Origin of the sequence: Neptuniibacter sp. 1_MG-2023, assembly GCF_030547185.1 — a bacterium.
Taxonomy (GTDB): Bacteria; Pseudomonadota; Gammaproteobacteria; order Pseudomonadales; family Balneatricaceae; genus Neptuniibacter.
Genome location: NZ_JAUOQR010000006.1, coordinates 64,639 through 77,487 on the forward strand (window position 1 = coordinate 64,639; position 12,849 = coordinate 77,487).

Below are 12,849 nucleotides of genomic sequence, written 5' to 3' on the forward strand. Positions count from 1 at the left end.
AACCAACACTAGATCATTTTTAAAGGCGCTTGATCAAGAATGACCATCTGCTCTCTTAACTCTAAGATATGCTCGCCCCAATAGCGGCTAGTATTAAACCAGTTAAAGCTATGTGGAAATGCGGGATCTTCCCAGCGCTTAGCTAGCCAAGCGCTATAGTGCATAATTCTCAAACTCCGTAAGACCTCAATTAAACGAAGCTCTGTAGTTCTAAAATCATTAAATTCATTATACCCATCAACGATTTCGGAGAGTTGTGCCGTTTGCTCATGGCGGTCCCCCGATAACAGCATCCAAATATCCTGCATGGCCGGAGCCATACGCGCGTCATCGAAATCAACAAAATGAGGGGCATCATCTCGCCACAACATATTGCCAGAGTGACAGTCGCCGTGAACACGAATCTTCTTTATCTCGCCACACTGTTGAGTGATCTCATCAATCGCTTGTAACAGGTCAGCAGAGACCGATGTATAAGCCGCTTTAAGATCCAAGGGAATAAAGTGCTCTGAGACAAACGCTACACTCTCATAACCAAAATTTTGCGTAGTAATTTCGGGGCGGTGAGTAAAAGGTTTAACCTCACCAACACGGTGCATTCGGCCCAGCAATCGACCTAATACAAACAGGTTATCCATATTATCAAGTTCAGGCGCATGTCCACCCTTTCGAGGAAAAAGTGAAAACATAAACCCTTGATAATCAAACAGTGTATTACCCTCCTCATTTTTTAAAGGGGTAACAATTGGGAGTTCATGTTCGGCCAATTCAAACGAAAATTCGTGCTCTTCCAAAATCTGCTCTCGGCTCCAACGGTTGGGCCGATAAAACTTCGCAATCAGCGGCTCTTTCTCTTCAATACCTACCTGATAAACACGATTTTCATAGCTATTTAATGGGAAGGTCCGACCATCACACCAAAACCCTTGCGTTTCAACAGCATCCATCAAAAATGAGGGTGTTAAGCGTTCAAAGGGATGGGTCTTATCATGCTCAGGCATTTTATCTTCAGACATTCTATTCCTAGCTATAAATTACAGTATGGCTGAAGATTACGTTTAAGCGTTATCCCCTGCAAGCCATTAAAGGGCTATTTTTTAATACAATTTACAACATTAAAAACGATTAAATGCAGGCGCTATGATCAGTTTTTGATATAGTTTCGCAACATCTATATTTTGTATTAAGAGATTGTTATGGCAGGTTCACTGAAAGATCAATTACTAAACATCGGCCTCGTTGATCAGAAGAAAGCGAAAAAAGCCGATTCAGACAAGAAGAAACAGAAAAAACAGGCGAATAAAGCGCGGAAATCTGGCCAAGCAGTCATCGACGAACAAGCGATTAAACAACAAGCACTCGAGCAGCAGCGTAAAGAGAAACAAGAGCGTGACCGCCTACTCAATCTACAGCGCGATGAGGAGCGCCAGAACCGAGAGATTGAAGCGCAATGCCGACAAATGATCATGCAGCAGCAGATCAATATTCCAGACAATGCTGAGCTCACATACAACTTTGTCTACGATAAAAAAGTTAAAACAATGTACGTTACCAGCGACTTACAGACACAGTTGATACGTGGCCAAGTAGCCATTGCTACACTCGATGAAAAGTTTTACTTAATCCCCGATAAGTTCGCAGAAAAGATTGAACAACGTATACCTGATTACGTTATTCGCGTTAAACCTGAAGAAGAACCGGATGAAGATGACCCTTACGCCGATTATAAGATCCCTGATGATCTGATGTGGTAGTCGAACTAGGAATTGAAAGACCTTTCAGCACGGGCGCTGGCTATAGATACAAGTAGCGCCCTACTGATAGCGATTAAACTCAGGCCAAAGCTTAATCCCTAACAGAACATGAAAGAAATTCTTTACCTTGTCCGTAATCAAATCATTTTATACCGCCTAACAACTAAATGAATAAGGTAAAAACTGTTTTATTATCTGGCCAATAGCTGAAAGTGGGTATAACCATCCCATTGACTAAAGCCAATAAGAACCCTTTTATCTGATGAAAGAATTTCATACATCAGTGTTTACATTAAAGCAAAGTGCATATCTGTCGATAACCCATTTATCGCTATAATATGGAAATGCAAAATCGGGGTCATAAGGATCCTTTTTGTCTGTGGAGGAATTACCCGTGCAAGTTTTATTAAGCAGCCAAGCAGCCTATTCTCAGGTTCGCCAAGAAACATTGGTAACCGGTGGGTTTGCAGATGGTAAAGACAGCAGTGGTCGTTCTGCATCTGCGGCAGATAAGTTAGTCGCCAAACTAGCAGAAAACATTCCTGGAATGAGCTTATCTGAGATGAAAGGTCTCGATGCAAATGATTACTCTCCAGAAAAAGTAGCTTCTCGGATTTCAGATTTTGTTGCCCAAGGGTTAGAGCAAGCTCGTTCTAGAGGTGCATCTGACGCTGATCTTGATCGCATGTACCAAGCAGCTGTATCGGGTGTTGAGAAAGGCTTTAAAGAAGCCACGGAGATACTAGAAAAGCTGAATATGCTCACCGAAGATACATCAGCCACTATAGATCAAACTAAAGACCTCACCTTTGAAGCACTAGCCGCAATTGCACCAACAGCAAGCACTGAAGACGTGGCAGCAACAAGCAGCCAAACATCTATCTCTGCCGCTGAGCGTTATTCCAAAGCAGAATCCTTCTCTATGGAAGTGATGACCCAAGAAGGCGACAAGGTCTCAATCTACTTTGATAGTGAAGCCAGCATTACAGCGTCCCTTGGTGCATATACTGATGGTGAAAGCAGTGCCGTCTCTTATGGTATTGACCGTAACGCCAGCAGTAACTTTAGCTTTAGTGTAGAAGGCGATCTTAATGAAGAAGAGTTAGACGCCCTCACCTCCCTAATTCAAGACATTAATCTGATTGCAGAAGATTTCTACAGCGGTGATGTTCAGGATGCTTTTAACCAAGCGGCCGAATTAGAAATGGACAAATCCCAATTAATGAACTTGAATGTAACTATGACTCAGTCAACGAGCTACTCTGCAGTAGCCGCTTATGAGCAAGTTCAGCAGTATGATAATCCGCTCGGCGATAACGGGCGTCACTTAGGTGGCATGATGCAAAACATGGAGAACTTCATGAATAATCCAGCACTTGGATTCTTAGAAGATAGCTCTTTATTTGGCGCCAGCTTATTAGAAAATTTGATCCAAGAAGATATACGTTACAAAGATGCGGATGAAGAATCCCAGAGTAAACTAGATAATAACGTTGGTTTATTACAAAGCATTATGGCTCAGTTTTCTCAGGAAAATGCAGACGATTAACCCCCCTTCTTAATCGCTGCAATATACGTTAAACCGGCCTTTTAAAGGCCGGTTTTTTTTATGCCGGTCAATCGCTCCCATATAAAGACCAGGGCTGATATGATCAGCCCTATAATTCATCATCATTTGATCTGTATCCATGAGCTCTCCCTTTACACTGCGCCCCTATCAACAAGATGCTGTAGACGCCACTCTACAACACTTCCGTAAAACAGATGATGCAGCCGTCATTGTGCTGCCCACTGGCGCAGGCAAGAGCTTAGTCATAGCAGAACTGGCCAAACTCGCAAAACGAAAAATATTGGTCTTAGCCCATGTAAAAGAACTGGTTGAGCAAAACCACGCGAAGTATGAAAGCTACGGGCTCAAAGGCGGAATATTCTCCGCAGGTTTAAAGCGCAAACAAAATGATTTTCAAGTTACCTTTGCCAGTATCCAGTCCGTATCAGCTAATCTTGACCGTTTCTCAGCAGAATACTCACTGCTGATTATTGATGAATGCCACCGCCTAAATGATGATGACGACAGCCAATACGGCAAGGTTATCAGCCAACTCCGTTCACTCAACCCACAGCTAAAAGTACTCGGGCTAACCGCTACACCTTACCGGCTAGGCATGGGATGGATCTATCAATACCATCACCGTGGTTTTGCTCGTAGTAGTGATCCTAAACCCTTTAAATACTGTATTTACGAACTTCCCTTAAGTTATATGGTTCGTAAAAAATATCTTACTGAGCCTAAATGCGTTGATGCCAGCATTACCCAATATGACTTCTCCGCATTAAAGCAAAACCGTTTTGGCGAATACGCAGAAGCAGAAGTAAACCAATTACTAGGCAAGCATCCCCGCGTAACACAAACGATTATTGAACAAGTCAAAGCATTGTCTCAAACCCGTCAAGGTGTCATGGTATTCGCTGCTACCGTAAAACATGCACAAGAGATCTGCGGCTACCTCCCAGTAGATCAAACCGCCTTAATTACTGGTGCGACTGACAACAAAGAGCGCGATCAACTCATACAAAGTTTTAAGCAGAAAAAACTAAAATTTCTGGTCAATGTCTCTGTACTTACAACAGGTTTTGATGCGCCCCACGTAGATTTTATTGCCATCCTACGCCCAACCCAATCGGTAAGTTTGTATCAGCAAATTGTTGGCCGTGGTCTTCGCCTTGCAGAGGGGAAAACTGACTGTCTGGTCATTGACTATGCCGGCAACCACTTTAACCTGCATCACCCTGAAGTGGGGGAAAAGAAACCCAACCCTGATACTGATCCAGTACAAGTCTTTTGCCCTAGCTGTGGCTTTGCCAATATATTCTGGGGGAAAACGGATGATGAAGGGAACGTGATCGAACATTACGGTCGTCGCTGTCAAGGTTTACTAGATTTCGACCCTACAGATAAGCAAGAGCTAAAACAGCAGCAACCACAACAGTGTGATTACCGTTTTAGATTTAAGGAATGCCCTCACTGTAACGCTGAAAACGACATCGCTGCACGCAACTGCCATAAATGCAAAATGGCAATTATCGATCCCGATGACCAGTTAAAAAACGCCTTAAAACTAAAAGATGCAATGGTTATTCGCTGTTCAGGCATGGAACTCAGCAGCGTACAAGATCGCTTAAAAGTCACCTACTATGGAGAGGATGGCGAAGAACTGAGCGAATCTTTTGATTTTTCTAAACACAGCCAGAAAACTGTATTTAACAATCTATTTGGCAAACGCATCGCTAATGCGCAAGCCCCTAAAACCCTGAACAACATTTCCGAAGTACTCGCCATCAAGTCACTTCTTACGACCCCAGACTTCGTCATCGCCCGTAAGCAAAAGCACTACTGGCGCGTTCAAGAACGGATCTTCGATTACGAAGGCAGACACCGTAAAGCCAATCAGCTCTAAACGAGGAAGGGGCCTTTATCTCGAATGAAGTTTTGGCTAAACGGAGGGCTTAGCAACCAATAAACCTATCTTCAAATACCATGAAAAAAAACGCCTCTCCGCCGATCAAATAAGGTTGACCCTCAGACCTTATGCATCTTGGATAGATAACAATTAACATCCCCTCAAAAAAACAGTAAACGCCTTTTATATTTGAACGATAATTAATTTCTATAGAAAGTTGTTAGATTCATATTTATTGACTATCTTTTAGTAGTGGTAGTGGTAGTTGAATTTTTACTTCATTTGACTAAATCAATAGAAATTTTACCGGTAGTAGTAAATGAAGCACGATTTAACCGTTTTATATATAGAAAGTAATGAACATACCCGCAAAATCCACGTCGACTTTTTCCGTGGGATATTTACAACCGTTCTGGAAGCGTCTAACGGTCGAGAAGGCATATCAAAGTTTGTGACGCATCGTCCCAGCCTAGTTATCACGGAGATTCAGCTTCCCCACATGAATGGGCCTGAATTAATACAAGAGATCCGTAGAACAGATAAAAAAACACCGATCATCGTATTCAGCGCTTATATTCAAGAAGATTTCATATTAGATACTATTAAAGATCAAATTAATGGTTTTATTAGTAAACCCGCAGATAATCAAAAATTAGCACAAGTCATTAATCAGGTTTTATCGCTTGGGAAACATGAAGACTCTGTAGGCAAAACTAAAATACTGGGCGATAGTTTAACTGTACACAATGAATCTGAAGAAGATCTAGCCCAAGCCCCCGATAGCCTTATGGTCGTAGGTATTGGATCAAGTGCTGGGGGGCTCGAAGCACTGACCACCTTGATAAAAGGGCTGCCAGGAAATAACAATACCGCCTATATTGTTGCACAGCATTTAAGCCCTAAACACAACACTATGCTGGTTGAATTACTTTCTAGAGAAAGTACTTTAATGATTAAGGAGGCGGTGCACGGCGAGACGCTTGAACCTGATATTTTCTATATAACCCCCCCTAATAAAAACGTTGAAATCAACAATAATAATCGAATAGTTTTATCGGCCCCAGAAAAACACTCTTTCCTACCGAAACCCTCTGTAAATCAACTCTTTATATCTATTGCCAAATACAAAAAAGAAAAATCTGTCGGCATTATATTATCAGGCACAGGCTCTGATGGTTGCCAAGGTATGCGAGCTATTAACTCGGAGGGGGGGATCACCATAGTACAAGAGCCCAGTACAGCCAAATATGATGGTATGCCAATGGCGGCGATAAATGGCTCTGTTGTTGATATCTTAATCGAAGCAGACAAAATCGGGGAAGAGCTCGTAGCTCTGGCCAACTTCCCAAGAAATAAAGTGCTAAAAAAGCACCAAGTAACACCAGAAAATGACCATATATCAATTATTTTCGCTTTACTCCATAAAATAAAACATGTCGATTTCTCCGTTTACAAAAAAGCAACAATTGGTCGACGAATAGAAAGACGTATGGTCGCTCTGAAGGTCACAACCCTGAGTGAATATGTCGCACTGATTGAAAGAGATGAACAAGAGGTCGAGTTACTTTATAAAGACATTTTAATTGGCGTAACCAGTTTTTTCCGTGATAGAGATGCTTACAACTCACTTGAAAACCTTTTAGATAAATATCTTGATGAAATTCCAGACGCAAAGGAACTCAGAATTTGGATGCCCGGCTCCTCCACCGGTGAAGAAGCCTACTCTGTAGCTATAATTCTGAACGAACTATTAAACGACCGCCAAAATAACCTTGATTTAAAGATATTTGCGACAGATATTGATGAAGATGCCTTAAAAACAGCTCGGCAAGGGATTTATAGCCAAGCCTCAATGACGGAAGTGTCTGACTCCCATATAAAAGACTATTTCAACATTACCAACAATGAATTTGAGGTGAAGAAAAGTTTACGACAAAACATTGTATTCTCTTATCATAACCTTTTGTCCGACCCACCATTTAAAGAGCTCGATCTCATCGTTTGTCGTAACTTGCTTATCTACTTTAATCTTGATGCGCAAAAATGGATCATGCCTGCCTTTCACTATGCACTTAAAACAAATGCGTTACTTTTTCTTGGAAAGTCTGAAAATGCGACTTATTTTGAACATCTTTTCGTACCCGTAGACAAATCTAATAAAATTTTTAAAACCGTGGCCTCCTCCAATAAAAACCTCTCAACAATTACTATAAAAGCTCCTAAATACGTTAAATATCCGGAAGTCGAACAATCTAAAGCATTAGAAACGACTCCTCTTCAAGAAACGATTGTTACTGAAGCCGCAAAGCTTCTCATGCCGAATATAATAGTAACGAACGAACAGCTTGATGTTGTATATAAAAAAGGGAACCTTGATTTTGTTTCCATCCCAGAAGGATATATCTCATATAATCTGTACAAAATAGTCGACTCCCGTTTAGCTATCGATTTAAGAAAATTGTTTAGCAACGTAAAAAAAGGATCCGGAGTTAGCTCAAGTGGTTATATACCTTTACCACAAAAAAATGGAAAAGCTCGATTAATAAAAGTCTACCTTGTGCCAATTTTGAATGGCCGCAACCAGATGTATATCTTTTATTTCCAGAGTATTTCGGTATTAGACCTACCTCTCATTAACACAAATTCCGATGACGTTGTAACCTCCTCCACTCAAGAGCTCGAGTTTGAATTACAACGCATTAAAGAACATATGCAAACCCTCGTTGAAGAGTTAGAAACATCTAACGAGGAATTACAATCAACCAATGAAGAGTTACAAAGTGCTAACGAAGAGTTACAGGCAACCAATGAAGAGATGGAAACCAGTAATGAAGAGCTTCAGTCTACTAACGAAGAGCTTCAAACCGCCTATGCGGAACTCAAAGAGATCTTTAATGAAAATACAGTCATCAAAGAAAAGTACGGCTCTCTCAATCGCCGTTATGAATCCGTTTTAGAAAATATTAATGACGGCGTCATCATCACTAATTTACAAGGTATGATTCTTAAAACCAATCATGCCATGCAAACCTATACAGGATTAACAAGAGAGCAGCTACTCGCTAAAAACTGGTTTGATCTATACCCCATTGAAGACAACACTCGCTTTTTAAATCGGCAGAAAGAGTTAACAGAAAAAGGAACATTTGGCCCTTACATTATCGAATTAAAATCCAAGGGTAATGTCACTACAGTTCTAGATGTAGAAGACTATCTCAGTCGTGACGAATTAGGTAACACTCAAATATGGTCTTTCGCTTCAGATATATCGAAAGAGAGGCACGCACTTGCTGAACTATCATTGAGCCAGCAGAAATACAAAGCCACATTTGATAACGCTAACATAGGTATTGGCCATGTTGCTTTAGATGGAACCTGGATTTCTGTCAACAGCACTTTATCTAAAATGCTCGGCTATACACAAGAAGAACTACTATCACTAACCTTCCAAGATATTACCTATGCCGAAGATCTAAACGAGGATTTAGGCTTAGTACAGCAGCTCATTAATGGGGAGCGAAACTCCTATAAGATGGAAAAACGCTACTATAAAAAAAATGGCGACCTATTCTGGGTAGTACTTTACGTTGCTATTGTTAGGGATAAAAACAAACCCTTATATTTCATCTCTGTAATTGAAGACATTGATAGTCAAAAACAAGTAAGTTTAGAAAGCATACAAGCAAAAACGGTGTTCAATACAACACAAGAAAGCATTGTTATTACTGATAGTGAAACCCGAATAATCAATATTAATCCTGCATTTGAAAATATAACGGGTTATACCTTTAAGGAAGTGGCTGGCAAAAAAATAAATATATTAAAATCTGATCAGCACACCCCAGAGTTCTACAGTGAAATGGAACGTTCCTACAAACAAAGTGGGTTCTGGTCCGGTGAAGTTATCAATAAATCTAAAAACGGTGATATATTCCCTGTTTTTCTTAATATAAATGCGGTTAAAGATGAAAATGGTTATATCATTCAGTATGTTGGTGTAATAACAGATATATCATTAATAAAACAGTCTCAAAATAAAATACAATATCTAGCCAACCATGACTCTCTCACCGGCTTACCTAACCGCACTTTGCTAGCGGATAGACTTGAGCAAGCGCTACAGGAATCTCGCCGTTCTAAAAAGCAACTCGCAATCTTATTTATTGATCTAGATCGCTTTAAAATTGTAAACGATGGTTTAGGACATAATGTGGGGGACGAAGTTCTAATTGAAGTCTCCAAAAGATTATCGAACCTTCTACGTTCAGGCGACACTATTGCCAGAGTGGGCGGCGATGAATTTATTGTTATTATTCAAGATTTAGATACGGCATTACATGCATCAAAAATAGCTCTGAATTTAATTCAAGCAGTTAAAGAAGAGATTGTTGTCGATACGCATAAAATCATAGTAGGCGCTAGCATTGGGATCAGTATCTACCCAAATGATGGGCATTCCGCTGACGAACTCATTCGCCAAGCAGATATTGCGATGTATGATGCAAAGGAAAATGGCAGAAACATGTATCGCTATATCTCCCAAGAGCTATCTTCATTTGCTTTTGAGAAAGCATCAATGGAAAGTTTAATCCGGGAAGGATTAAATAAAGATGAATTCGAGGTCTATTACCAACCGATTATCGAATTAGAGACAATGAAAGTCTCGCACTTAGAAGCGTTAATAAGGTGGAACCATCCCAAACTGGGATTAGTTATGCCTCATAAGTTTATTCCGCTTGCTGAAGAATCCGAGTTAATTACTGAAATAACAAAATATGTTGTTTTTAAGGTAATGACGACCATCAGTAAACTAAATGACATTAATCATTATAAATGCAAAATAGCCATTAACTTTTCATTAAAAGATTTAGAATCTGATTCACTCTTTTACATTTTCAAAAAATATTTACAGCAATTTAAAATTGATGGTAGTTCAATCGCCTTAGAGATTACCGAAAGGAAAGTTATTTTATCTAATGACCAAAATCAAAAACATTTGGAGCGCTATAAAAAGCTAAATGTCTCTTTTTCAATGGATGATTTTGGCACAGGCTATTCAAATTTAGGCTACCTAATTAACAAACCTTTCGACATATTAAAAATTGATCGTTCCTTCATATCTAGAATTGGAGAAGTGGATAAATCAGAAGAAGTTGTGAAAGCCACAATATCTATCGCTAAAGCATTAGGGTTAAAAACGATTGCTGAAGGTGTTGAAACGAAAGAACAATTTGACTTTATCGCCCGCCACAATTGTGACTTTGTTCAGGGCTTTTATTTTCAATCTCCAGAACCTATCGGGGATTTGATCGATTATCTACAAATAGACGATAATAGCGAAGCAAAGGAATAAATTAGCAGTTAATTCCTACTAATTTTGAACCTAGCTAATATCAGAGTTCATCGGTCTAATATGCAATAGATTTAGAGCATGCATCTATCATAGAAGCGGCGATAACATCCGTTCGACTCTGATATCCATACGCAGCAGATCCACTGGATCACCAAACTGGCTATATATCGCCACATCAGCAGCATCTCGACCGTAGGCGATCGCAACACGTCCACCATATCGGCTATTCTGAGTCGGATCGAATGCATACCAGCGCCCTCCGACATAAGCCTCAAACCAAGCATGAAGATCCATAGGTTCAAGCCCTTCAAGATAACCAACAACCATTCGAGCAGGGATCGACAGAGAACGGCAACAGGCTATACCTAGATGGGCCATATCCCGGCAAACCGCCTCTGATTTTTCATTAACTTCACAGGCACTAATGATCTGCTGACCACTTCCAGGAGAGTAGCGCAGTGTTTGGCGAATATAATCAATAATTGCTGTGCACTGATCATATCCAGGCGCGACACCAACAACGAGTGATTGTGCTAATTGAGTGAAACGATCAGACTCACAAAACCGGCTCGGTAACAGAAATGGAAGTGTATCTTCAGGTAAATTTTGCACTTCAATAAACGGTGCCCCCGGCGCTACATCAAAGGCATCTGCACATTCGATATTAACCGATGTGTAAACTGAAAAAGGTCCAGCAGGTGCCACCACCCGTTGACATAAATTACCAAATGGATCGGTGAACTCGACCGCCATAACGCTAGGTGAAAACTCATACTGCTCACGGGCTACCCACTGCTGCTGCCCACTACGAGGGCGAAGCATTAATAAAAATGGCGTAGCTACAGGGATATTGAAGTCAAGAACACAAGAAGCATGTAACCACATAAGAACATCCTGATTAATTTAAGCCAAAGGAATTCTATACTCTAAACTGCTTCACAACGGCACGGCCCTATTAGGTATCGTCCTTCGTTCTTCAAGTACTCAATTAATCTAGCACGTCACCTTAACTGCCGCTAGCACTATGAGTTAGAAGTATGATTAAGCTTAGAACAGATTATATATAAGCTAATAGAGCAGCTGACTATAGAGGGATGAGTAAGTGTTAGTTTAAGCCGAGAAGACTATTGATAACTCCCCTCTTTATTCGGCTCTTACAATGTAAAACCTATATAGAAAAGTAAGGCTCCCATATAGATTGAGAGTGCGGAAACGCCATCTTTGGAGAGATCCCTTGAGACTATATCACCCGTCCCTTTTACTATACCGATAATCACAAGTCCGATCCCGCCCGTAAAGCGATAATTATTTAAATTCACATGGCCTTGCTCATCCGTTATAAAACGTAAGTAACCAAATAACAGTAAAACACTTCCCACTATAAATATAATTACTCGAAAGTTTTCCATCGCTAATCCTGTATCAAAAAAATCATACTCTGCCCTCAATAGTCATCATAGCGATAACAAACTGGATCTATTTACTTCACTTACCCCTCAAGTAGCACCGGCATGTTGCTTATCGTACGCCCACTCTCTTTACCGATGGCTATCAAAAACCGATCCAATCTATCCTGTTGCCAAGCTGATTAAGGCGCATTTCGCTGAGAGGGGTCTATTTTTAAGGGCATCACTATTTTGTGTGGATCGACTACCTCTTTATGCTCACGGGTAGCCTGAGCCCACCAAATAAGTTGATTGAAGGTACGGCTAAAATATTCAAACCAAGACGCCTGATTTTGGCCTGCCTGCACGCTCCCATCTTCAGCAAAGACCTCTTGTGCTTTAGGTACATGAATCATCGCAGAAACAGGTAAACAACCAAGCTCTGAAAGAAACGTCCGCATGCCTACAGCTGCACGCATACCACCCCACTGCCCCGCAGAATAGGTAACAATGGCACTCGGCTTGTAAGAGAATAGAGAGCTACCGAAATGGTTTAACATATCAGCCAACGCAGGACTCATCGAGTGATTATATTCAGGGCTAACCATAATATAGCCATCAGCTGACTCTATCTTGTCTGCCAGCTCATTCAGTTCTGGGGGAACCGTGCGCTGAGAGTACGCAAAATGTGGTTTAAAAACAGGTCCCAAAGGGTAATCTAAAGGATCAATCAGCTCCACTTCATGCTCAGTATAGTGACTCAATAAACATTCAATGCAAGCTTTTGAAACGCGCAAACCAAGACGAGCGGGGCTAGGTGGTGTGCTATCACGAACAGTGCCTAAAAAAACTAAAAACTTCATATTAAAACTCGATATAAGTTAGAAAAAGCCTGC

Annotated in this window: 8 protein-coding genes; 4 read left to right on the forward strand and 4 right to left on the reverse strand. The window is 40.7% G+C overall.

Annotation, left to right across the window (positions count from 1 at the left end; genetic code table 11):
* Positions 1-8: 8 nt before the first annotated feature.
* Positions 9-1,016, reverse strand: a complete 1,008-nt coding sequence (locus Q4492_RS08800; RefSeq protein ID WP_303417025.1) for a serine/threonine protein kinase — start codon at positions 1,014-1,016, stop codon at positions 9-11.
* Between the two features lie 180 nt (positions 1,017-1,196).
* On the opposite strand from Q4492_RS08800, the gene Q4492_RS08805 reads away from it, so the two are divergent.
* The 4 genes from Q4492_RS08805 to Q4492_RS08820 all read left to right on the forward strand — a co-directional run bounded on the left by Q4492_RS08805 (position 1,197) and on the right by Q4492_RS08820 (position 10,568).
* Positions 1,197-1,754 carry a DUF2058 domain-containing protein gene (locus Q4492_RS08805; protein ID WP_303417028.1) on the forward strand — a complete coding sequence of 186 codons (558 nt, stop codon included), beginning with the start codon at positions 1,197-1,199 and terminating at the stop codon, positions 1,752-1,754.
* A gap of 394 nt (positions 1,755-2,148) precedes the next feature.
* A complete protein-coding gene (locus Q4492_RS08810; RefSeq protein ID WP_303417031.1) occupies positions 2,149-3,303 on the forward strand; it encodes a DUF5610 domain-containing protein in 1,155 nt (384 codons plus the stop codon).
* Between the two features lie 139 nt (positions 3,304-3,442).
* Entirely contained in the window at positions 3,443-5,212 is a 1,770-nt protein-coding gene (locus Q4492_RS08815; protein ID WP_303417034.1) for a DEAD/DEAH box helicase, read from the forward strand.
* A 322-nt stretch (positions 5,213-5,534) separates the two neighbouring features.
* Positions 5,535-10,568 carry an EAL domain-containing protein gene (locus Q4492_RS08820; protein WP_303417037.1) on the forward strand — a complete coding sequence of 1,678 codons (5,034 nt, stop codon included), beginning with the start codon at positions 5,535-5,537 and terminating at the stop codon, positions 10,566-10,568.
* Positions 10,569-10,655: 87 nt separating this feature from the next.
* Here the strand turns inward: Q4492_RS08820 and Q4492_RS08825 are convergent, their stop codons facing one another.
* The 3 genes from Q4492_RS08825 to Q4492_RS08835 all read right to left on the reverse strand — a co-directional run bounded on the left by Q4492_RS08825 (position 10,656) and on the right by Q4492_RS08835 (position 12,816).
* Entirely contained in the window at positions 10,656-11,453 is a 798-nt protein-coding gene (locus Q4492_RS08825; RefSeq protein ID WP_303417040.1) for a transglutaminase family protein, read from the reverse strand.
* A gap of 269 nt (positions 11,454-11,722) precedes the next feature.
* Entirely contained in the window at positions 11,723-11,977 is a 255-nt protein-coding gene (locus tag Q4492_RS08830; protein ID WP_303417043.1) for a hypothetical protein, read from the reverse strand.
* A gap of 179 nt (positions 11,978-12,156) precedes the next feature.
* The gene (locus tag Q4492_RS08835) at positions 12,157-12,816 is read right to left on the reverse strand and encodes an NADPH-dependent FMN reductase (RefSeq protein WP_303417046.1); all 660 of its coding nucleotides are present in this window, start codon (positions 12,814-12,816) and stop codon (positions 12,157-12,159) included.
* Between the last annotated feature and the right edge of the window lie 33 nt (positions 12,817-12,849).